This is a genomic window from Bacillus sp. NTK034, from assembly GCF_017303275.1.
Classification (GTDB): domain Bacteria; phylum Bacillota; class Bacilli; order Bacillales; family Cytobacillaceae; genus Cytobacillus.
The window spans coordinates 346,808-368,346 of sequence record NZ_JAFKOJ010000001.1 but is presented as its reverse complement, the minus strand read 5'-3'; the positions used below and the strand labels follow the sequence as shown (position 1 = coordinate 368,346).

The window sequence follows — 21,539 nt, the reverse complement described above, 5'->3', positions numbered from 1 at the left end:
ATTTCCCATTCAATTATCCTATTTTATCTAATTGTTCTGATTCAATCGTATGGATTTAGACAATTTCCGAAGAAGGAGTCTTTTTCACTGTATCCATTCTTCAGGCTGCAATTAACAAGTAAATTCAGAGAAAGTTACACTTCAAAATACCCATTTCCAGATAATTGTTTTCCTATTTTTCTATGGTTTTGATGAATGGCGACTTTTTAAAGCTCCCCCTCTTTTTATTCATTTTATCATTCTGGGAAAATACTGCCTCCCTCCTTTTTCTTATTTTTTCCAAAAATTATTACTATTCCAATCTTTCCGTATGAAAATGATTCTTTTCATCTAGATATAACCAGATTAAGTTGATTCTTTAAGACTGTAACCTTATGAATGCTCTAAAACCTTCTAGCTATTTTATTCATTCCACAGCAGCAAACTTCATTTTTCGACAATCTCCAGCTGAATCTTCAGCTAAAGTTCTTGTTAGCGGAAGGGTTTTCCATTTTTGGAAAATACCCTTAGGAGGTGATTGAATTCATTCTGCCAGAAAACACTTTTCAAGGAATTAAACAAAACAAGGAGGGAATTTTTTGAAAAGAAAAAGAAAATCATTGAATCGCATACTTTATGTGATGCTGACAGCTTTTCTGATTTTGCCGCTGATGTTCCCAGGCATGGGATCAGCCGAAAGTAAGAGCTCTCCGCATACCTCAGTTAAGAAAGCTGCATCTCAGACAGCAAAAAGCAAAATAAACAGCTCATTGCTGAAACAATTTGATAAAGAAGATAAAGTAACATTCCTGATAAAGTTTAAAGAACAAGCTGATACTTCAGCAGCAGCCAAGAAAGCTGAAAAAGCGGCTGCATCCCAAAAACTGACAGCCTCTAAATCCAAGTACATGAAACGCTCTGCAGTCCTATCCTCACTAAGATCTACAGCAATTGAGACTCAAGGCCATGTCACAGATTTCCTTCAAAAGCAGGAGAAAGACGGCAAGGCAAAAGATGTTCAATCCTTCTACATCGTAAATGCCATTGCAGTAACAGCTACAAAGGACGTTATGGAACAAATCGCGGTGTTCCCTGAAGTAGAAAAAATCCTTCCAAACGAAACAAGACAGCTTCATAAGCCAGTAAAGGAAGCCGAAAAAGCTCTCAAAACACAAGCAGAAACCAGTTCAATAGAGTGGAATATTGACCGTGTCGGCGCTCCTGCTGTATGGGAAATGGGAATCGACGGATCGGGTACTGTCGTTGCATCCATTGATACAGGTGTTCAGTGGAACCACCCGGCGTTAAAAGAAAAATACCGGGGCTATACCCCTGCACAACCCGATTCTCCAACACATGAATTCAGCTGGTTTGATGCCACTGCAGGCCAGACAGCACCATATGATGATCAGGGGCATGGGACCCACGTAACTGGAACAATGGTTGGTTCCGAGCCCAATGGAGCCAATCAAATCGGGGTTGCACCTGGTGCGAAGTGGATTGCAGTAAAAGCTTTCACTGCAAGCGGAGGAACTGACGTAGATCTGCTTGAAGCCGGTGAATGGATTCTAGCTCCAAAGGATGCTGAAGGAAACCCGCATCCTGAGAAAGCTCCGGATGTTGTCAATAATTCATGGGGCGGAGGGCCTGGGCTGGATGAGTGGTATCGCCCAATGGTTCAGGCATGGCGGGCAGCTGAAATTTTCCCAGAATTCTCTGCCGGAAACACAACTTTGTTTAATCCTGGCGGACCTGGTTCTGTTGCTACACCGGCTAACTACCCGGAATCATTCGCAACTGGTGCGACAGATATTAATAATGGTTTAGGCAGCTTCTCATTGCTGGGACCTTCACCATACGATGAAATTAAACCTGATGTATCTGCGCCAGGGGTTAATATTCGTTCATCAGTTCCTGGAAGCGGATATGAAGGCGGCTGGAATGGAACTTCCATGGCTGGCCCGCATGTTTCTGCAGTTGCCGCTCTGCTCCGCCAGGTTGACTCAAGTCTGACTGTTGAAGAGATGGAGGAAATTTTACTGACTACCTCTACTCCATTGACAAATGGTACTTATCCTGAGACACCAAATAATGGTTTTGGATATGGGCTTGTCAATGCCTTCGATGCGGTTTCTTCCGTACTGACCGGCCTTGGAAAAATTAAAGGCCAGGTTGCAAAAGAAGGAGACGACTCAGAAGCTCCTCAAGCCAATCACGAAGCACCTCAGGAAACATATGCAGGAATGGATCTTGCACTTGAATTGACGGCATCAGATAATGTAAGCGTCACAAGAGTTGATCTTGAATACTTAAAATCTGACGGCAGCTGGGCAGCCATTGAGGCCGAAAGAACAGCTGGAAACTATAAAGATGGTACCTACCAGGCAGTTATTCCTGGAGAAGACATCGCCGAACCTTCAGTAACTTATAAATGGAAGGTCAATGATTTTGGCGGAAATTTAACTGAAACTGACTCCTATGAAGTTGCGGTAAGACCTGGAATCAGCATCGGCTATTCTCAGGACTTTGAATCACAGCCGGCCGGCTGGACTTCATATGGACCGGAAAACAGCTGGGAGTGGGGTATGCCAACTACAGGTCCTGGAAATGCAGCATCCGGGGAAAAAGTATATGCAACTAAACTTGACGGCAACTATGCAAATAGAGCAAACATGAATCTGCAGATGCCTCCTATTGACCTGCCAGAAGGCAATGCCTACCTTCAGTTCAAGCAGTGGCACGAGCTTGAAAACCGTTATGATTACGGCCATGTATTCGTTTCAACTGACATGGAAAACTGGGAACAGGCTCTTCGGGTAAACGGTAATACAACAGACTGGGTTAATGCAGAAGTAGATTTAAGTGCGTTTGCAGGACAAAGAATTTATGTAGCATTCAATGTAACTACCGATGGATCAGTACAGAAGCAAGGCTGGTATATCGACGATGTCCAATTATCTGATACTCCAGTTGAACCTGCAGGTAATGCTCAGCTTGGCATCAGCAAAGATAAACCATCTGCAGAATTAAAGAAAGAAAAGGTAAATCCGGATAGCATTGTGCCTGAAAAGGATGCTCCTGCAAAAGATGATGATAAACAGCAGCAGCCTGCACCTGTGCTGCTTCCGCTTACTGCCGAAGTAAGTGTGCTGGAATCAGGCAGATCCACCTTTACAAATCCGCAAAATGGTTCATTTGAAATGACACATGCTTCCGGCGATTTTACTGTAAAAGCAGAAGCTTACGGTTATCGTTCTCAAACGCAGAGCGTAAATATCCCGCAGGATGGGGAAACGACTGCAAACTTCGTCCTTCAGGAAATACCAAAAGGTACAGTCACAGGTATAGTGATAAATGAAGCAACTGGGGAGCCTGTAGCGAATACTACACTTCTTTTAATAGAAGATGCAGCTGTACAGCCAGTAACAACTAATGAAAACGGTGAATATTCAATCACAGCCTACGAAGGCACATACACTTTGAAAGCTATGGCACCTTCCTACTACAGCAAGGAGCAGAGCATCACGATCGAAGGCGGCTCTTCTTTAGAGCAAAATATTGAGCTAAAGCCATTTATCGGATACCCGGGTGAAATCGGATATGATGATGGTACAGCTGAAAATGCACGTGCATTCTACGATGCCGGAAACGGATGGGCAGTTAAGATGTCCCTTGCATCCGGCCATGACAGCGCGATGGTTACTGGCGGTTTATTCCGCTTCTGGGATACCAGCTGGCCGACTCCGGGCGGAACAGACTTCAAAGTGGAAGTATATGATGCAAGCGGACCAGATGGAGCACCTGGCAAAAAGCTGGCAGGTCCATTTGAAGCGACAGCCTTAAGAAACGGTGAATGGACACATGTAGATCTTAGTGACGAAGGAATTGTTACAAATGGCGACTTCTATCTGGTATATATCCAATCAGCACCGAATCCTAATGCTCCTGGTCTTGGCACAGATGAGGATGGAGAAAATGCAGGACGCAGCTGGCAGCTTGTAGGCGGAGCATGGTCTCCTGCTCCTGAGGATGAAGGAAACTACATGATCCGTGCCACAGTGAACTATGAAGTAACTGCACCAGTCATCACTTCTCCAGCTGACGGAGCCTTCACAAACCAAGGGAAGGTTACAGTTGAAGGTACTTCAGCTCCTACAACTACTGTAAAAGTATTTAATAATGGAGAGGAAATCGCATCAGCAGAAACAACTGAAGAAGGTACATTTTCAAGTGAAGTTTCACTGTCTGAAGGGGAAAATACTCTTACAGCCAAGGCTGCTACAGAGTCAGGATCTACTGATGCCTCTGAACCTGTAAAAGTAATATATGACAAAACAAAGCCGGAATTGGCCATAACAAGTCCTGCAGATAAATCTAAAACAAACAAAGAAACAGTCACTGTGAAAGGTACCGTTTCGGACAATAACCTTGATTGGGTTAAAGTAAACGGCCAGGCAGCAATGATTACAGATGGTGAATACTCTCTTCGCATCCTGCTGGATGAAGGTGAAAACACCATAACGGTAACAGCACAGGATAAAGCGAAGAACACCGAAGAAAAAACAATCACGGTCGATGCTAAATACACCGCTCCAGTCATAGAAAATCTTCTTCCTGAAGAAGACAAGGAACTTAAAAAAGGCGAATCGGTAAAAATCGAATTTGAAAGCGAACCAGGGTTAAAAGCAACGTTTGCCATCAGAATGCCTTTAACAAATGCCGGGGGACAGCTGAATAATGCAACTGAGCTTCCAATGATGGAAACTTCCCCAGGCCAATATGTCGGCTATTATACTGCCACTTCAAATGTAAAGGCACCTGGTGCCGAAATTGAAGTGAAAGTAACGGATGCTTACGGCAATGAAACTCGCAAAACAGCAGAAGGCAAACTGTGGATTAATGCGAAAAAGAAAAATAACAGCACTAAAAAGCAGTAATAATCAGATGAGAAGGCGGGCCCATTTTTATTAGGGCCCGCCTTTTTGCACTTATTGATTTAATAAATTTCTTTTTTCAGTTATTAAGCCATTAAACTCTTTATCCAATTCCGCATATTTGCCGTCACCCGGAACAAGCAGACTGAGTTCTCCGAGTATCGCACTGATGCGGTTATCTATAACCATAATTTGCTCTTTCGTGGAGTCATAATCTTTTTCCTGCTTAGAAGCTCTGGATTTCATTTGATATTCCTTCAGGTCCATTTCAAATCTGGTAATTTTATTTTCTTCAAATACAAGTAATCTTGAGCTTAACTTCTCCAGAAAGTATAAATCATGAGAAATAATGATGAGCGTCCCTGAAAATTCCTTGAGCGTTTTTTCAAATTGTTCCCTGCTCGGCAAATCCAAATGATTCGTCGGTTCATCTAGTATTAGCACATCATACTCTTTTAAAAGCATGTCTGTAAGCTTGACCCTAATTCGCTCCCCCATACTAAGCTGTTCTATCGGCTGATTTAATTTCGCTTCCTTCATTCCCAAATTCGCTAACAGAGTCCTTGCCTTGAAAATCAGCTCCCGATCGGAGAGATCAAGTGCCTCAACAGCATTTTTTGTTAAAGGCAAATCATTGACATCCTGGTTCAAATAAGCAACCTTTAAAGTGCTGCTGACCCAAAGTTCTCCATCAGAAGGTGATGCCTCACTCAAAAGCATCCGGATAAAAGTGGTCTTGCCTGCCCCGTTTGCTCCAAGAATCCCTATTTTTTCACCATGCTTGATATAAAAATTGCTATTTTTGAAAAGAGTCCGATCGCCAAAGCTTTTTGAGAGGTTTTTAGCTTCGATTATTCTCTTCCCTCTTTTGCCTGACGAATCAAAGTGAAAATGTACGCCCGCTTCTTCTGTCGGCTTATCAACTTTATTTTTATCCAGCTCCAGTTGAAGCCTTTTCATTTTTGACTTAATCTGCTGATCCATCTTTTTGGCTTTTACTCTGTGATATTCTTTGAAGCCCATCTGCCTATTCTCAGAAGGACTTCCGCCTTTAGTTGATTCCCTATGAGCTTTTTCAGACCATTTTTTTAAATTTGACATTTGGCTTTCAATCCGTTCGATCTCTTTTTGCTGAACATTAAATTGATGAAGCTGCTCATCAAAGTTTTTCTGTTTCTGCTCCCGGTAGGCTGTGTAATTCCCCTGATATATCGTGAGGATGCCTTCCTGCAGTTCAAAAATTTTTCCGACAGCCTGATCAAGGAAATGACGGTCATGGGAAATGATTAGGACCGGGCCGCAGAAATTGCTGATTTCGCTAATTAACCATTCGATGCCCTGTAAGTCCAAATGATTAGTAGGTTCATCCAAAATCAGCATATCCGGGTTTGATGACCATACCTTAGCTAAAGAAATCTTCAGTCTTTCGCCCCCGCTCAAAGCATCAAGTCTATCCGGCTTCCATTCATTGAGTTTTGAAAGGCCCAGCTTACTTGCCCGCTGAAGAATCTCTTCATCGGAAGATTGGTTAATATTATGAAATTCACTGACAGTATAATCTGCTGATTGATGCAGGAAGCCAATTCTGCATGGCTCCTTCATCCGCTCGATAGTGCCTTTATCCATTTGAATACTGCCGAACAAAATATTGGCCAATGTAGTTTTACCTGTGCCATTTAGGCCAACAAGCCCGATGCGGTCCTTCTGATAAATATCGAAGTCCAAATTAGAAAACACCGCTTTATCACCGAATGACTTTTGAAGATCCCTGGCCATGAGAATCCGCAGATTATTATTGTTCTGATTGTTAGTTATACGTTTATTTGCACACATAAAAAAACCTCCCCTTACCCGGAGAGGATTGTGCACCCATCATTAGAAATGGTGCAAATACATAAAAAATGCGCGCCTAAATAAAATTTGATCCGCTTACAGACAAATATTAAAAATGTCAGTTCCGATAAGGGATGACTAAAAAAGGGCACACTAATCCTATGTTCTCCGGGTTAAACTTTTTAATATAAAAAGATACCAGAAAAAATAAGATTATAACTTCATGCCCCTAAATCATCCTTTCAAACTATTTGATTGTAGTATATAAGCTTCTGGCTTTTATTGTCAATAGGCTAATGTTCGGCAGCTTGAAGGCAGGCATCTGCCTGCTTTTCATTAATCAATTCGGATATGCTTGTTGGTAAGCTCCTTAAGCATATTTAATATCGCTGCTCTTTCCTCCAAGTTAAAACCGCTTACCCATTCTGAAACAAGCTTGTACTCGCCTTTATGCATTTCCCGCTGAAGTCCGCCCTCCAATATGGAGTAAATTTCCCTCATCGTATTTTCCCGATCCTGTGTTTTAAGTTCATCCATTTTAGATAACCTCCCCTTACGTTTATGCTGCTTCTTTTCCCTATTTGGCTTATTAGGAAACACAAGTTTGCGGGCTGATTTCTGGTCTTGTGCGCGTGGAGCGGATATTTGTCAGTTTTGCGGGTGTTTATCTTTTGGCGCGGGAAAGACTCTTTTCACGCGGATATTCTCCCTTTTCGCTCGTAACGTGCCTGAGTGCGCGGTATTTTTCATTTTGTGCGTACTATTCTCGTTTTTCTGCGAGGAGACAGACTCTTTTTGTGTGGATGTTTTCTGTTCTGTGCGGAATGGACCGGGGCTGCTGCACTCACATCCAAAGGTATGTATGCATATAAAAGAAAAGCAGGTGCCCCCTGCTTTTCTTTTAATCTATTACCACTTAAAGCAAGAAGCACCTACGATGATCAACAGGATGAACAGAACCACGATTAGCGCAAAACCGCCGCCGTATCCAGCTCCGCCATATCCAGCTCCACCGTATCCACAGCCGCCATATCCGTAGCCATACATTATAGAATCCCCTCCCTTACTAATAAAATCTGTCTCCATGTTTTATTAGTAGAATCCACCGTAACCCCAAGAAGCACCGATAATAATCAGTAAAATAAACAATACAACTAAAAGGGCGAAACCGCCGCCGTGTCCGAATCCGTCTGACATAGTCAATTACCTCCTTTGTTTGATTCAATATATCCTATTCAATTCACCCAATTTGTGCGATAGACGAATACACAGTTTTCATCGCAAAAAAGAAGCCTTCCGTGTGAAGGCTTCTGATTATTGTTGATATAGCAGTATTTCCAGGATATCTCCCTAGAGAAAAATAGGCAAATTCATTATTTTTTATGAGCGAGAGCACCTTGGGTTCCCATAGTGGATTGAAGTGGTTCTTTCTCTTTAATTTCTTCAGTCAGCTGTTCCAGGCTTTGCCTGACGTTTCCTTTGCCTGAAAAGTTTTGGAGAAGCTCCTTCACGTCTATGCCAGAAGAAGCTTTCAGGCTCTCCTGCATCGTGGACATCAGGTTGGTGGCATAGCCGGTTACTTTATTGGCCCCGCCATTATTGCTGTCACTTCCTGTATCAACCACTGTTATCTTATCAATATTCGATAATGGGCTTGCCAGCTGCTTCGCATATTCTGGAAGCATTTTAATGACCATATCCATCATGGCCGCCTGACCATACTGTTCAAATGCCTCGGCAATTTTCCTCTTTGCCTCTGCTTCCGCCAGACCTTTTAGGCGAATGATTTCGGCTTCAGATTCACCTTGAGCGCGCTGTGAATCAGCCTTCGCCATCCCATCTGCCCTTACTCTTTCAGCTTCTGCACGTGCCTGTGATTCAATCCGATATTGGTTTGCATCCGCTTCGGCAATTTGTTTTTTCTTTTCAGCCTCTGCTGCCTGCTCAACAGCGTACCTGTCTGCATCAGCTTTCTTTTTCACTTCGGAATCATATTGGCGTTCTCTTCTTAAGATTTCTTTTTCTTCAAGCTCAATTTGCTTTTGGCGTTCAATGATCCTGATCTGCATTTCATGCTCCGTAACTTCCTGCTTTGCTCTGGCTGTCTCGAGGTCATATGCCTGGTCAGCCCGGGCTTTGGCTATATCCTGTTCCCTTCTGTAGTCAGCCATTTTCATTTGATTTTCTTTCTCAGCTTCTGCTATTTCAGTAGCTCTTTCAAGTTCTGCCTTTTGGGCATCCTTGGCTGCTTCGGCCCGTTTAATCCGGGTTTCCTTCTCAGCTTCAGCTGTGGCAATATCCGCATCCCGTTTAACCTGGGCAATTCTTGGCCTTCCCAGTGAATCCAGATAGCCATTTTTGTCGCGGACATCTTTGATTGTAAAAGAAACGATGATCAGGCCCATCTTAGCCAAATCCTGCGAAGCAACCCTTTGAACCTCCTGAGAGAATTTATCCCTATTTTTGTATATCTCTTCGACCGTCATAGAACCCAGAATTGATCGCAAATGCCCCTCGAGAACTTCTTTCGCTTCATTTTCACGATCTTCCTTTGATTTTCCAAGGAATTGTTCTGCAGCAGTAGCAATTTCCCCAATACTCCCGCCGATTTTTATGATTGCAGTACCGTCTGCCATGACAGGAACTCCCTGTTCTGTATATACTTCCGGAGTGGTAACCTCCAGTTTGCTTGAAAGGAGACTCAATGGCTCTGCCTGCTGAAAGACCGGCAGTACGAATGTTCCCCCGCCTCTAATTATTTTTATCTTATTTCCTGATTCGTCCACATGGACATTTTTATTGCCTAAATAACTGCCTGTTACGATCAAGGCTTCATCCGGCCCGGCAGTCCGATATTTTGTAATGAACACACCAAGAAGCGCAATTAGCAGAAATGCTGCAATTCCTATTACAACCCAAATCATTAGCATTTTTATGTCCCCCTGTCTATAATTCTTTATAATCGATAACTTTTATAACCCCATTTTTGACTTCAACGATCAGCACCTTGCTGCCTTCTGCTATGAACATATTTTCATAGCTTAGAGCAGGCTTGGAAATTCTCCCGCTTATATTTTCAATCAAAACCTCACCGAAACCGTTCTCTGGTATAGGAATTAATACAGTACCAACTCTTCCCCTTAATGAGTCATCTGTGTAAACGAGAGATTCCTCAGCAGATGATAATGGTATAAGAACAAAGATATTCAGCAGTATATCCAGCAGTGCTGCAATTCCAGCTCCTATCAAGAGAATAACCACGCTATTAAGAGAGGTTGTCATTTCAAAGATGTAGCCTGCACCGGAAAGAAAAGTTAGAAATGCAAGAATCAGTACAGGATTTAGAAAGCTTCCCTCCCCAATTCCGTCAGCAATATCTCCAAAAAACACATACAAAATAATTAAGATGCCCGAAAAAATAAGTGTGCAGAGATAAATTGTCTGAATAGGAAAACCAAATAGTTCCATAACATGCACCCTATCCATTTTTTATTGTCCAGCTGCTGTATCCCATGCCTCCTTTCTTTTTTCTCTTAACGGATTAATTTATATACGGACAAAAACCTGTAATTGTTTCATTTTTCGCGGGTTTTTTCCAAATTCATACTTATATCTTTTCAGCTTGTCTAACTTTCAGCCCATTTTTGTCATGTTCATCACTATTTCTGCATACCTTATTTTGGGATTAAAAATCACCAATGGGGATTAAGTGCCGAAAATTGGTGGAATAGACGAATATATCTAGTTAGCGGAGGGATAGGAAACATGACAAGATCTGAATTGCACATGGAGAAGCCAAAGAGCAAATTTATTCTGATGTCAATTGTCCTATTGGGCTGTTTTGCTGCTGTCTTTACAGCATTATATTTTTATTCTCAAAGCCTCATTACTATAGAAGCTCCCAAAAAGGAACTAGGTGAAAAAATTATAATCCAGCTTCCTTCCGGAAAGAGTGTATTTACATACGAGAACCTGGTTGTTAAAGAAGAAGGAAAGCTTTTTTATAAGGGAGAAAGAAATACTCTGGATTTGACTGGCGGTACTATTGTTTATGAAGAATGGGAATAAACAGAGATAAACTAACTCTCCTCCTCATCCCGGGGGCAGAGTTATATTTATTTTAAGAAATCCTCTGCAGTTGACAAAATGTTTTCAAATCCTTTAAGATGAGCAAAAAATGGCGAGGAGAAATGACTTTGAAGGTAATAAAAAATTTTTTTTTTACAGCTTTAGCTACGGTTATTTCATTTATCGGCATAAAAAAAATGACAAGCAACACTCACAAAATGAAAAGAATAGGACATCGGGGAGCAGCCGGCTACTGTCCTGAAAATACATTCCCTTCCTATGAACGTGCACTCGAAATGGGAGCAGATTATCTGGAAATTGATGTCCAATTAAGCAAGGATGGAAAGATTGTCGTGATTCACGATTCACTTGTCGACCGGACAACTGATCATATAGGAAAGGTGTCCGATTTTACCTTTGATGAACTCAGAAAGATGGATGCCGGAAGCTGGTTTTCCCAAGAATTCCGCGGTGCCTGCATCCCTTCATTTGAAGAGGTATTAGACAAATATGCAGATCGTGTCGGGCTTTTGATTGAATTAAAAAAACCTGCCCTATACCCTGGCATTGAAAAGATGATCGCAGAAGAACTAAAGAAAAGAAATTTACACAATAAAAGGGACGACCATATTATTGTTCAGTCATTTGAAACCGAATCAATGAAAAGATTCCATGAACTGCTGCCGGAAATCCCTGTCGCCATCTTAATTAACTATCCGCCCGACAAAATTGAGATTAAAAATATTGCCGAATATGCCAGTTACCTGAACCCTAAATGGACTGTGGTTAATAAACGCGTGATCGATCTAATTCATTCGAATGGCATGAAAGCAATAGCCTGGACTGTGCGTTCCCGGAAAGAAGCCGAAAAATTGAAGCATTATCCACTGGATGGGATTGTTGCCGATTACTTAGATTTTATTAAATAACAAAAAGGATGCAGACCGAATAAGGGTCTGCATCCTTTTTGTTATAGCACCGCCTGTTTTTTTCCAGATTCCAGGAGCAGCTTTAAGGTTCCCAAATCACTTTCAGCCGGAAGAGCAAATGTCTTTTGGTAAGCTTCCGGCCCCTTTCCGGTAATAAAAATCCAGTCATTCTCCCTGGCTTCCCGCCATGCTTTCTGGATAGCCAAAGTACGGTCGGGAATCACTTCACCCTTTCCGCCTCCAAATTCTTTATTCAGCCCATGCAATTGGCTTATCATCTCATCCTCAGATTCATCATTTAAATCATCAGCGGTCAAATAAAATTTATGGCAGTATTTTGCTGATGCCTTAATCATGTCCATACGCTTAGATTGATCTCTGCCGCCGCGAAAGCCATAGATTTGAAAGATTCTTTCAGCTCCCTGTTCTCTCGCTGCTTCCAGACAATATTCAAACGCATCCACTGTATGGGCATAGTCCACAACGAATTTAGCTCCTGCAGGATGGAGAATAGTTTCAAAACGGCCCGGTATGCCTGGGAATGCAGCCAGGGCCTTAATTATATCTGCAGGGTCTATCCCCAGATCAACGCCTGTCATAAAAGCCATTGCTGCATTATAGACATTATGGTGGCCCGGAAGAGGAAATTCAATTTCAAAAGACTGACCTTTCATCTCCAAAATAAATACTGTTTTCCCATTAATAGCAACGTCTTTTATTGAGCAGCACTCTTCATCACCAAGCATAATCAAAGGAATCTTTTCTTTTTGCAGATCCACTGCCATTTTTTCTCCCCATGAATTATAGAGATTTATGACTCCTTTACCGCAGTCTTTTAACAAGGTGAAGATTTTCTTTTTATCATAAAAATACTGATCCATATTTTCATGATAATCAAGATGGTCATGAGCCAGATTAGTAAATAGTCCGTAGTCTAATTCCAGACCTTCTGTTCTTGACTGTTCGAGTGCATGAGAAGAAACCTCCATAACGACAAACTCATCAAGACTTTTACTCAGCATTTTTTGGATCTGTAATGCATCTGGTGTAGTATTGCTGGTCTTATATTCCTTGTTATTAATAATGTTGGATACAGTTCCCAAGAGGGAGCATGTCCTGCCTGCAGTCTCCAAAATATGCTTTAATATATAGGCAGTGGTTGTTTTCCCATTTGTTCCTGTTATGCCAATTATTTTATGCTTCCTTGATGGACGATCATAAAAACAGCTTGCCAGTTTCCCCAAACTGGTTCTGCTATCCGTTACTTTTATATAGGGCACATCCAATTCAAGGGCTTCTTCACCTACAACGGCAGCCGCCCCATTTTCAACAGCTTGTCCAATAAAATGATGTCCATCTGCCTGAAAGCCTTTAATTGCAACAAAAAGGCTTCCTTTCCCCACTTTGCGCGAATCCATTTCAACCCCAGTAATTTCAGGATCGTTTGTAAATACATCCATCTCCCTGCTATCCTTTAGGCAATTAATAACCTGGGATAATTTCATATTTCTGTCTCCTTTAATGTTTAAACATCAAGTAATTTGGTGTATATGTCTATATTCATTATCTTTTGTTTTCCCACATTTACAGGAAATATGCCTCTTAAGGACACAAATAACGGAAGAACGGGAAAATCGTCTTAATATACTAGAATTGAGGATAAATTTGGGTGAATGGCTTCTGAAAAATAAGCGATTCACCCTATTGAAATGCCAGCTTACCTGCGTTTTACGCTATAGATAATGGCCGCTTTGCAAACTGGGATAAATACTTCACATTCAAACGGCTGTGCTGTGAAATAAGATATGCATCCCTTGTAGCACCTGGTTTTCTTAACGTATTAAGGGCTCTTATCATCCCTGCTTCGCTTTCCATGCCAACCCCATGTCCAAAGAACATACCCCCGCCCAAATAAACAGAATTCTCACCTGTCCAAACTGGGTGATCATAATCAGGATTATAAAAATAAACCACATCACCAGGTATGAAGTGCCTGCCCCGTTTTGTAACAATCGATAGATCATGATCATAATTCCAGTCCCATACAAGCAGCCCCTGAAATAGTGTATTGAAGCGGCTGACAGAGATGGAGTCCAAGACAGCTTTATAAAAAATCAGCACAATGGCTGTTGTACATTCAAAAGCATATTCCCAGCTGTTGGTGAACACATCCATAATCGCAGCTGACGGTAAGATGGATGGATCGAGCAGGTATCCATATTTTGTCTTTCTCCATATACGGGGATTGAAACGTGATGTGTTAAAGGGTGCAAATTCTACTCGGCTCGCATGAAGCTGCCTTGCTGCTTTGATGATATTCTCCCTTAAATGGATATCAAATAGCAGTTCATGCATTGAATCATATTGATGAGTCTCCGGACTGCTCTCCAGAGCAAGATAAATTTCACGCTGAACACCAAAGAAGCTGGAAGCCCCCGGTTTATTTTGATTATTCGAAAGGATAATCATTGTCTTCCCCCCTTCAAATGAACTTATAGTAGCTTATGGTTTCTTTTGCAGGAGGGTTCCTCCATTATTTGTCTCCGCCTTTTTGATATCTATAAAAATGTAAGCGTTATTTATTATCGGAAAATATCTTTTTTCTGAAATATGCTTGCTTTTCCTTCCAATTTGCTTGTACAATATTCCACATATTCATAAGTTTCAGACTTTAACAATAATTATTCACAACAGGAGGCTTGTTACATGGGGACTTTTTTAGGATCGATTGTTTTGCTTGTGGCAGGATACGCCATTTATTCCAAAGTAGTAGAGCGAATCTTTGGTATAAATGATAGCAGTCCTACACCGGCTTACACAGAAAATGACGGAATGGACTATGTTCCAATGAGCTGGTGGAAAGGCAGCTTGATCCAATTATTGAATATTGCTGGACTGGGTCCAATTTTCGGTGCTATCATGGGGGCTTTATATGGACCAGTTGCTTTTATCTGGATAGTGGCCGGTTCCATTTTTGCCGGCGCTGTTCATGATTATTTTTCAGGGATGCTCTCTTTGAGGCATAAAGGTGAGCAATTTCCCTCTATTGTTGGCAGATATTTAGGAAAACCGGCCAAAACAGCCATTAATATTTTTTCTATTCTCTTAATGGTATTGGTTGCCGCTGCTTTTACCGCTGGACCGGCACAGCTTATTTCCAGCATAACACCATTAAGTTTTATGGCTTCATTGTTCATTATTTTTGCTTACTTCATCCTGGCAGCTGTGCTGCCTGTAAACAGGATTATCGGAAAAATTTATCCTTTTCTTGGAGCTATTTTAATTTTTATGGCTGTATCCATTGCAATCGCATTGCTTTTCAGCGAAAAATCCATACCGAATGTAACGCTTTCTAACTTTCATCCCGGAGAGCTTCCTATCTGGCCCTTACTGATGGTCACCGTTTCCTGCGGTGCCATTTCTGGATTTCATTCAACACAGAGTCCGATTGTCTCAAGAACACTGAAAAAGGAAAGCGATGGAAGAAAGGTTTTCTATGGAGCAATGATTGGAGAAGGGATAATCGCTTTAATCTGGGCTGCTGCGGGCATGACATTTTTCGGCGGAACAGGAGGTCTTCAGGAAGCATTAGCAGCTGGAGGCCCAGCTGGAGTCGTTAATGAAATTTCAAGCAGCCTCCTTGGTACATTCGGAGGGATACTTGCTATTTTAGGAGTTATTATTCTCCCGATTACAACCGGTGATACAGCTCTTCGCTCTTCAAGAATGATGCTGGCTGAATCACTGTCATCTTTTATGAAAATCAATGGCAGATGGAAGGTTGTCATCACCACTTTGCCAGTGGCTCTTCCAACTTTATACCTTGCAACAATTGATTACTCTTTCCTATGGAGATATGTTGGGTGGACAAATCAGGTTACGGCTGCAGTCATGCTTTGGACCGCCACGATGTACCTCTTGAAAAATAAGAAATTTCACTGGATTTGCGGTGTACCTGCATTGTTTATGACAGGTGTAGTATCCACATATATTTTTTATGCACCTGAAGGCTTTCGGATGAATTATCAATTATCGATGATCATCGGTTCAGTCATTACGCTTGCGATAGCAGTGTGGTATGTCTACCAGATTATAAAACATAGACAGCTTAACAAAAATAGTTCCAGCTTAACAGCGGCTTAACTGTAAAAATGCACCTCATTCAACAAAGTGAAGGTGCATTTTTTTATTGGCTGATATCCTTTAGACCAATCCTTTTTTTCAAATTTAGTTGTTGTCTGTCTTTCTATTTGGTTAGCACTGCACTCTGGATATCTGTCCCGCTGGGTTTTACTCTTCATATAGCGGGTAATGAATACTAACAGTTAAAGGAGGTTTTATTACGATGTCAGATAAAAAAAAATCAGACAAAAATAATTCTATAGAACAAGAAGAAAAGAAAAAAAACAACAAAGATATCGAGCCCCAAAGAGAACCGGCAAAACCTCAGGAAGAGAAGCGGAATTAAGGAGGATGTCTAAAAATGGCTGACAAAAACATACAGAACGGAAAGATGGATAATCCTGAGCAATATAAAACCGAAAAAGAAAGTTTATTTGACAAGTATGAAAGTGAGAAGAATGTAGATCCTATTCCAGTGGAAGACTTAAAACAAGAAAAAGAAGAAGAAAAAAACGGCTCAAAAATAAAGAACAGTTCTTCTACAGAGGAAAAGTACAAAGCGGACTTTGAAACGATAAAAAAGAAGAAGCTGTTTGGCGATAAATATGACGATGGAACAAGGACGTAAGAAAGGCAGAATACTATGGGTCAAATTCCAATTTAATTGCTCTTGAAATTAAACCGGATAAAATAACTCTGATGAATACAAAGGAAAATTCACCAAGAACACTTGATTTATTAACTAAGACGCCTGGCAGCGAATAAAGTGTCAGGCGTCTATTTTTATGCCCTCATAATCTTACAAGCAGTGTATTTCTATGAAGGATTTATTTAATTATCTTATTAAAATCCTTATAGTGACTCAAATAGTAATCTGCACCTGGAGTATTATTCTGAAAGAGGCAGGTTCTTATGCCAAGTTCCCTTGCCGGCAGAATGTCTATTTCCCTGTCTCCTATTGCTAGATCAACCTTATGCTTCCCATGAAGAAATTCATAAGATGCAGTGTGAGGCTTGCGGGGATAGCCATCGTCTCCTGCTACCATATCGGCAAAGTACCCATCTAATTTATGGAAGGTTAATATAGATAGAACATCATCTCTTTCCTTGTGAGTCATGATAACATTCTTATCAGCCTGTTTTAATACATGCTCAACCTCAGGAAAAGGCGTTAAATCTTTAGGCCGCAGCTGTCTCGCCATCATCCTGATTGCTTTAATTTGTTCGTCATTCAATCCGAAATGTTCAAAAGCAACGCTGAATGAAACTTTTAACTGCCAAAAGATCTCTTCGTCTGAAATCTTTTCGTCTCCCATTACTTCCCTGACAATCGCTGTATAGGCTGGGTATGTATTAAACAAAGTACCATCAAAATCCCAAAGTATATTCACCAGGCAAAGCCCCCTTTTAATTTCTTTTTATCCCCTAATTTCAGTCATTATACCTGGAGCCAATCTATTAAACTGCTTTTCCATTGTAATTAAATTACTTTGACAAACCTATGGCACAATGCTAATTTAATAGCTATAAGAGTAAAAAATCTTACCCTGATAAAATAGGGTGAATTTTTAAAGGATGAATATGAATGAACAAAGAAATTATTAAGCTAATCAGAAAAAGCTATAACATGACACAGCGTGATTTCGCAAGAGTTGTCAGCTGCAGCTTCTCTTTAATAGCTCTGGTTGAGGTAGGCAAGAGAAGAGTAACAGCTGATCTTGAAAACAAGATTAAAATTGCTTTTGACCTCGATGACCAGCAGATGCAATCACTCGCTTCCCTTGTTTCAGAAATCAGCAAAGGTGTCCCCCCCCTCATGTAAAGACAGATGCGGCTGTTTAAAGACCTTCCCTTCAGATGATACCGATCACAAATTAGCATCCGGCAATTAAAATAGGCATTTGCCGTGTCTCTCCGCCCATTTATGCATAACTTATAAGGAGTTATAGGATTTTTGTATAAAAGGAGAGTGCCCAATGTATCCATATGGCTATTATCAAGGTTATCTTCCTCAGCCAGCAGCCCACTTCACCCCTGAATATGAATTTCAGCAGTTCGAACAATATAATTCTGACAGACAGCCCCAGCAGCTCGAAAGAAGGGTTACAGCTTTAGAAAGGCAAAATCAGGACCAATCCAGAGAGATTACACGACTGAACAGGCAGCTGGTAAATTTGACTGACCAGGTTAAGATGCTGAATCAGACCGTTGACCGCCATACACGAAGGCTTAATAGGCTGAACCAAAGGCTAAGAGCAGTTGAGAATAGACTTAACATTCCTTTTACTCCATTTGACGGGGAATTCTAAGGGAGAACTTTTTGCTTTGTGCTGCGAGCCTTAGGAATAACAAATTTGCCCCAATCTTGTGATTGGGGCTTTAATCTATATTTTGATTTGTACGCAGACCTTTGTAATTTCTGTCTGTACTGTGTTTGGCCTATTTCTTTTTAGCTAAAACCTGGCTAGGCGCTCGTAAACCTCATTTAAGTTGGAGCATCCTAATTTATGAACTTCTTCGATCAAGCGGCACCATAAGAGAGCTGTAAGCTTTGCATCCCCCAGGGCATGATGGCGGTTATAAACAGGAATGCTATAAAATTCACAAAGGTCTTCTAATCTCCAGAATGATTTATTAGGGTCTGCTATCCTGTAAAGGAAGGAGGTATCTAATATTCTATACTTGAATTGCGTGCGGAAAAGCTTCCAGCAGCTGTGCTGCATAAAGCTTTTCTCATGGTTCGCATGATGTGCCACAAGCGGCATATCCTTCACAAATTCAAGGAAGCTAATCAATACCTCCGAGAGAGGAGGAGCTTTTTCTAAATCTCCCTCAGATAAACCTGTCAGTTCCTTTATTTGGTTTGAAAGAGGCTTTTCGAATCGGACTAATGAATAAAAACTGTCTTCACTGATTTTCCCTTTAATAATTTTAACCGCACCAATCGATATAATCTGATCCCCTTTATCGGGATAAAATCCAGTTGTTTCAATATCAAAGACAGCCACATTCAATTTCCCGAATGGAATATCCATTGAATCGGTATTCTCCAGTTCCCTCTGCATTTGCCTTATAAATGCGATATGCTGCGGATTTTGACCATTCATCCCACCGAACATATTAGTTTGAAGTTTTCCCTGAATACCTCTGACAAATTGGACGAAAGGATGGAATCCCACTAACCTGCACCCTTTTCAATGGCCCGAATCACAAACTGATGAAGCTTTTTTCCATCCTTTAAAATATTCTTCAATTCATTTCTTTCAGATTTTGATAAGGATTTCAGCTGAATGTAATGGGTATCATCATAAGTATCTCTTTGCCTGTATGACTGGAGTCTCCATTTTAACAATGCAGCAAAATTACTTTTATATTTACCCATTTCCTCCTCATAGCCATTCATTTCTTTGAGCTTACTCATTCGGGCAATAGTGGACGTCTCCGATAACCCTTCTTTGACTGCAAGAATTCTAACAGCATTTACATAAGGTATAAATGCCGCATATTTAAGATCCAGTTCTCCTTGATGGCTCCCCTTTTCCTCTGTCAGAATCTGGCCAAATGGACCGACTGATTTTTTTATATGCATGCTGGTTTCCATCATCCTGGTCAGCAAATGGGGGGATTTTTGAATGTTCATGTGGATAAAAGACTTTAATTCGGATATATAATCCTCCTGGCCTTCAAGCACTCTGCTGTCATAGAAAATGTGGAGATTTCTTATCGTCTGCAGAGTCTCCTCCTGCATCCATGTTTGGATCTGTTCTTTCCATTTAGAAAGCGACTTGCACCACAGCGGATTTGAACACATCACATTCCCTTCGCAATATGGATATCCCACTGCATGCAGACCTTTTGAAATTTCCTCCCCCAGCTGCAAAAAATACACTTCTGCTTCAGCCGCTCCCGGTTCAAATACCAATCCATGGTCCTGGTCACTCAGAAAGCCCTGTTCCTTTCTTCCGCCGCTTCCCATTGTAAACCAGGCAAACTTCCATGAAGGTGATTTTACTATATTCAATCGCTCCAAAGCTATGTTAATAACAGCTTTCATGATAAGGTCGTGAAATTCATTCAGAGCACTGGCATCATAACGATATTTTATTATCTGTTCCTCTTTCCACTTTTTCAGGGATTGATATGAATTAAATGATGATTCCATCCGGGCACTTCCTTTAAGGAAAGTTCGCGTCTTGCTTACGAGCTTAAACTTTTGTTTTCATCAGCCATGAAGACTTCCGGATATCCGTAGCTTCCATGTTCACTTAAATCTAATCCCATAATTTCTTCTTCCTCTGTTACCCGAAGTCCTCCCAATACTTTTTTGGCAGCTGCCAAAATAATGAAGGATACAGCAAAAGCATAAAGAGCAGAGACAGCTACACCCATGACCTGGACTCCCAGCTGTTCAAAACCTCCGCCATAAAACAATCCAGGCTTTCCGACTGCTGCCAATTCAGGTGTTGCAAAGAAACCAGTGGATAATGTTCCCCAAACCCCAGCTGCACCGTGAACAGATAGCGCAAAGATGGGATCATCGATTTTTCTCTTTTCAAAGAAACGCACACTGTAGAATACAAGGATTCCTGCTACAAACCCTATGACAACAGCTGCCCATGTATCAACAAATGCGCAGGAAGCTGTAATAGCGACCAGGCCTGCCAGCGCACCATTAAGCATTGTCGGCACATCGGATTTCCCCATAACCACCCAGGAAATGATCAGAGCTGATACTGCACCTGCTCCGGCAGCAAGATTTGTGTTAAGAGCTACAAATCCAAAGAACCCATCTTCCACAGTCAATGTACTCCCAGCGTTAAACCCGAACCAGCCTACCCACAGGATCAGCACACCCAGAGCTGTATATACTTGGTTATGCCCATAGATATTGTTAGCCGAACCATCTTTATTAAATTTTCCAATTCGGGGCTTAAGTAATATAGTAGCAGCCAAGGCTGCCATTGCACCTGTTAAGTGAACAACTGTTGAACCGGCAAAGTCCTGCTTGCCGTGTTCTGCAAGCCAGCCTCCTCCCCAAATCCAATGAGCAACGACAGGATAAACTATTGCGGAAAATAATACGGTAAAAATGAGGTAAACGGATAGTTTTGCACGTTCAGCAAATCCGCCAAGTGCAATCGTGATGGCAATACCGGCAAATGCCAGCTGAAATACGAAGAATACCGAAGAAGATAAGCCCATCTCTTCAAGTTCAGCACCTGAGTAAAAGAAATTTGTAAGCCCAACGAGGATATTTGCATTATCACCAAATATGAAACCAAAGCCCACAGCCCAAAACACTAATGATGATAAACCAAAGGTAAAGATCGTTTTTCCTGCAATATGCCCCGCATTTTTCATCCTGGTAGAACCGGCTTCCAGCATAATAAATCCGCCAAGCATAAAAATGACTAAAATTGCTCCCAGCATAACCCACAGACTGTTCATTAAAAATGTGGCATCCAATTGTAATTCCTCCCTGTTATTATTTTTGATGTTAGATTTAATATAAAATTAATGTTATATTATCTAACATCATTTAATTTAATCCTTATTTTACTCTAAATTTTATGGAAGTCAATCTGTTTTTAGAAAATTTTTAATTTTTACGTCAGATAACCTAACATCGTTTTCAAATAAAAATGATTGGCAATTTTATAGTTGCATCCGTCTG

At 41.2% G+C, this 21,539-nt stretch carries 20 protein-coding genes; 8 read left to right on the top strand and 12 right to left on the bottom strand.

The window, feature by feature from the left end; all coding sequences use genetic code 11:
* The first annotated feature begins 620 nt into the window (after positions 1 to 620).
* Positions 621 to 4,916 (top strand): S8 family peptidase, encoded by a 4,296-nt coding sequence (locus JI665_RS01915; protein ID WP_206837622.1) that lies wholly within the window; start codon positions 621 to 623, stop codon positions 4,914 to 4,916.
* A gap of 51 nt (positions 4,917 to 4,967) precedes the next feature.
* Here the strand turns inward: JI665_RS01915 and abc-f are convergent, their stop codons facing one another.
* From abc-f to JI665_RS01885, 6 genes are all read right to left on the bottom strand, one after another.
* Positions 4,968 to 6,746 (bottom strand): ribosomal protection-like ABC-F family protein, encoded by a 1,779-nt coding sequence (gene abc-f / locus JI665_RS01910; RefSeq protein WP_206835571.1) that lies wholly within the window; start codon positions 6,744 to 6,746, stop codon positions 4,968 to 4,970.
* Between the two features lie 336 nt (positions 6,747 to 7,082).
* Positions 7,083 to 7,283, bottom strand: a complete 201-nt coding sequence (locus JI665_RS01905) for a hypothetical protein (RefSeq protein ID WP_206835569.1) — start codon at positions 7,281 to 7,283, stop codon at positions 7,083 to 7,085.
* A 372-nt stretch (positions 7,284 to 7,655) separates the two neighbouring features.
* Positions 7,656 to 7,793 (bottom strand): YjcZ family sporulation protein, encoded by a 138-nt coding sequence (locus JI665_RS01900; RefSeq protein ID WP_019381584.1) that lies wholly within the window; start codon positions 7,791 to 7,793, stop codon positions 7,656 to 7,658.
* Positions 7,794 to 7,838: 45 nt separating this feature from the next.
* Complete coding sequence (locus tag JI665_RS01895) at positions 7,839 to 7,943, bottom strand: YjcZ family sporulation protein (protein WP_163142711.1); 105 nt, start codon at positions 7,941 to 7,943, stop codon at positions 7,839 to 7,841.
* Between the two features lie 176 nt (positions 7,944 to 8,119).
* Entirely contained in the window at positions 8,120 to 9,676 is a 1,557-nt protein-coding gene (locus tag JI665_RS01890) for a flotillin family protein (protein WP_206835567.1), read from the bottom strand.
* 16 nt (positions 9,677 to 9,692) lie between these two features.
* Positions 9,693 to 10,214, bottom strand: coding sequence for an NfeD family protein (locus tag JI665_RS01885; protein ID WP_206835565.1), 522 nt, complete (start codon positions 10,212 to 10,214; stop codon positions 9,693 to 9,695).
* 297 nt (positions 10,215 to 10,511) lie between these two features.
* Between JI665_RS01885 and JI665_RS01880 the strand changes: the two genes are divergently transcribed.
* Both JI665_RS01880 and JI665_RS01875 read left to right on the top strand, forming a co-directional pair.
* Positions 10,512 to 10,814 carry a hypothetical protein gene (locus JI665_RS01880; RefSeq protein ID WP_206835563.1) on the top strand — a complete coding sequence of 101 codons (303 nt, stop codon included), beginning with the start codon at positions 10,512 to 10,514 and terminating at the stop codon, positions 10,812 to 10,814.
* A gap of 122 nt (positions 10,815 to 10,936) precedes the next feature.
* Positions 10,937 to 11,743 carry a glycerophosphodiester phosphodiesterase gene (locus tag JI665_RS01875; protein ID WP_244671067.1) on the top strand — a complete coding sequence of 269 codons (807 nt, stop codon included), beginning with the start codon at positions 10,937 to 10,939 and terminating at the stop codon, positions 11,741 to 11,743.
* A gap of 41 nt (positions 11,744 to 11,784) precedes the next feature.
* Here JI665_RS01875 and JI665_RS01870 read toward each other — a convergent pair whose 3' ends face one another.
* Positions 11,785 to 13,248, bottom strand: a complete 1,464-nt coding sequence (locus JI665_RS01870) for a UDP-N-acetylmuramoyl-L-alanyl-D-glutamate--2,6-diaminopimelate ligase (RefSeq protein WP_206835558.1) — start codon at positions 13,246 to 13,248, stop codon at positions 11,785 to 11,787.
* A 223-nt stretch (positions 13,249 to 13,471) separates the two neighbouring features.
* Positions 13,472 to 14,212 carry a protein-glutamine gamma-glutamyltransferase gene (locus JI665_RS01865; RefSeq protein WP_206835556.1) on the bottom strand — a complete coding sequence of 247 codons (741 nt, stop codon included), beginning with the start codon at positions 14,210 to 14,212 and terminating at the stop codon, positions 13,472 to 13,474.
* Between the two features lie 237 nt (positions 14,213 to 14,449).
* On the opposite strand from JI665_RS01865, the gene JI665_RS01860 reads away from it, so the two are divergent.
* The 3 genes from JI665_RS01860 (at position 14,450) to JI665_RS01850 (ending at position 16,493) form a co-directional block, all read left to right on the top strand.
* A complete protein-coding gene (locus JI665_RS01860; protein WP_206835552.1) occupies positions 14,450 to 15,886 on the top strand; it encodes a carbon starvation CstA family protein in 1,437 nt (478 codons plus the stop codon).
* Between the two features lie 202 nt (positions 15,887 to 16,088).
* Entirely contained in the window at positions 16,089 to 16,211 is a 123-nt protein-coding gene (locus JI665_RS01855; protein WP_206835548.1) for a 3-methyladenine DNA glycosylase, read from the top strand.
* Positions 16,212 to 16,226: 15 nt separating this feature from the next.
* Positions 16,227 to 16,493: a hypothetical protein gene (locus JI665_RS01850; RefSeq protein ID WP_206835546.1), complete on the top strand. Its 267-nt coding sequence runs from the start codon at positions 16,227 to 16,229 to the stop codon at positions 16,491 to 16,493.
* Positions 16,494 to 16,692: 199 nt separating this feature from the next.
* On the opposite strand, the gene JI665_RS01845 is transcribed toward JI665_RS01850, so the two are convergent.
* Complete coding sequence (locus JI665_RS01845; protein WP_206835543.1) at positions 16,693 to 17,256, bottom strand: HAD hydrolase-like protein; 564 nt, start codon at positions 17,254 to 17,256, stop codon at positions 16,693 to 16,695.
* A 194-nt stretch (positions 17,257 to 17,450) separates the two neighbouring features.
* On the opposite strand from JI665_RS01845, the gene JI665_RS01840 reads away from it, so the two are divergent.
* Both JI665_RS01840 and JI665_RS01835 read left to right on the top strand, forming a co-directional pair.
* On the top strand, positions 17,451 to 17,687 hold the full coding sequence (locus JI665_RS01840) for a helix-turn-helix domain-containing protein (protein ID WP_206835541.1): 237 nt from the start codon (positions 17,451 to 17,453) through the stop codon (positions 17,685 to 17,687).
* Between the two features lie 154 nt (positions 17,688 to 17,841).
* Complete coding sequence (locus JI665_RS01835; RefSeq protein WP_206835538.1) at positions 17,842 to 18,174, top strand: hypothetical protein; 333 nt, start codon at positions 17,842 to 17,844, stop codon at positions 18,172 to 18,174.
* Positions 18,175 to 18,318: 144 nt separating this feature from the next.
* On the opposite strand, the gene JI665_RS01830 is transcribed toward JI665_RS01835, so the two are convergent.
* Genes JI665_RS01830 through JI665_RS01820 form a run of 3 tightly spaced genes read right to left on the bottom strand, consistent with a single transcriptional unit; the run spans position 18,319 to position 21,331 of the window.
* Positions 18,319 to 19,044, bottom strand: coding sequence for an exonuclease domain-containing protein (locus JI665_RS01830; protein ID WP_206835534.1), 726 nt, complete (start codon positions 19,042 to 19,044; stop codon positions 18,319 to 18,321).
* Positions 19,044 to 20,027 (bottom strand): DUF294 nucleotidyltransferase-like domain-containing protein, encoded by a 984-nt coding sequence (locus JI665_RS01825; protein WP_206835531.1) that lies wholly within the window; start codon positions 20,025 to 20,027, stop codon positions 19,044 to 19,046. The genes JI665_RS01830 and JI665_RS01825 overlap by 1 nt, the downstream gene beginning before the upstream one ends.
* A gap of 35 nt (positions 20,028 to 20,062) precedes the next feature.
* The gene (locus JI665_RS01820; RefSeq protein ID WP_206835527.1) at positions 20,063 to 21,331 is read right to left on the bottom strand and encodes an ammonium transporter; all 1,269 of its coding nucleotides are present in this window, start codon (positions 21,329 to 21,331) and stop codon (positions 20,063 to 20,065) included.
* Positions 21,332 to 21,539 lie beyond the last annotated feature (208 nt).

What these genes read in the sequence shown, in the direction of transcription:
- JI665_RS01890 (WP_206835567.1), bottom strand. Translation starts at nt 9,676, where the DNA reads ATGCTAATGATTTGGGTTGTAATAGGAATTGCAGCATTTCTGCTAATT.
- JI665_RS01905 (WP_206835569.1), bottom strand. Translation starts at nt 7,283, where the DNA reads ATGGATGAACTTAAAACACAGGATCGGGAAAATACGATGAGGGAAATT.
- JI665_RS01870 (WP_206835558.1), bottom strand. Translation starts at nt 13,248, where the DNA reads ATGAAATTATCCCAGGTTATTAATTGCCTAAAGGATAGCAGGGAGATG.
- JI665_RS01915 (WP_206837622.1), top strand. Translation starts at nt 621, where the DNA reads ATGCTGACAGCTTTTCTGATTTTGCCGCTGATGTTCCCAGGCATGGGA.
- JI665_RS01875 (WP_244671067.1), top strand. Translation starts at nt 10,937, where the DNA reads ATGACTTTGAAGGTAATAAAAAATTTTTTTTTTACAGCTTTAGCTACG.
- JI665_RS01885 (WP_206835565.1), bottom strand. Translation starts at nt 10,214, where the DNA reads ATGGAACTATTTGGTTTTCCTATTCAGACAATTTATCTCTGCACACTT.
- JI665_RS01840 (WP_206835541.1), top strand. Translation starts at nt 17,451, where the DNA reads ATGAACAAAGAAATTATTAAGCTAATCAGAAAAAGCTATAACATGACA.
- JI665_RS01865 (WP_206835556.1), bottom strand. Translation starts at nt 14,212, where the DNA reads ATGATTATCCTTTCGAATAATCAAAATAAACCGGGGGCTTCCAGCTTC.
- JI665_RS01850 (WP_206835546.1), top strand. Translation starts at nt 16,227, where the DNA reads ATGGCTGACAAAAACATACAGAACGGAAAGATGGATAATCCTGAGCAA.
- JI665_RS01860 (WP_206835552.1), top strand. Translation starts at nt 14,450, where the DNA reads ATGGGGACTTTTTTAGGATCGATTGTTTTGCTTGTGGCAGGATACGCC.
- JI665_RS01825 (WP_206835531.1), bottom strand. Translation starts at nt 20,027, where the DNA reads ATGGAATCATCATTTAATTCATATCAATCCCTGAAAAAGTGGAAAGAG.
- abc-f (WP_206835571.1), bottom strand. Translation starts at nt 6,746, where the DNA reads ATGTGTGCAAATAAACGTATAACTAACAATCAGAACAATAATAATCTG.
- JI665_RS01895 (WP_163142711.1), bottom strand. Translation starts at nt 7,943, where the DNA reads ATGTCAGACGGATTCGGACACGGCGGCGGTTTCGCCCTTTTAGTTGTA.
- JI665_RS01880 (WP_206835563.1), top strand. Translation starts at nt 10,512, where the DNA reads ATGACAAGATCTGAATTGCACATGGAGAAGCCAAAGAGCAAATTTATT.
- JI665_RS01900 (WP_019381584.1), bottom strand. Translation starts at nt 7,793, where the DNA reads ATGTATGGCTACGGATATGGCGGCTGTGGATACGGTGGAGCTGGATAT.
- JI665_RS01855 (WP_206835548.1), top strand. Translation starts at nt 16,089, where the DNA reads ATGTCAGATAAAAAAAAATCAGACAAAAATAATTCTATAGAACAAGAA.
- JI665_RS01835 (WP_206835538.1), top strand. Translation starts at nt 17,842, where the DNA reads ATGTATCCATATGGCTATTATCAAGGTTATCTTCCTCAGCCAGCAGCC.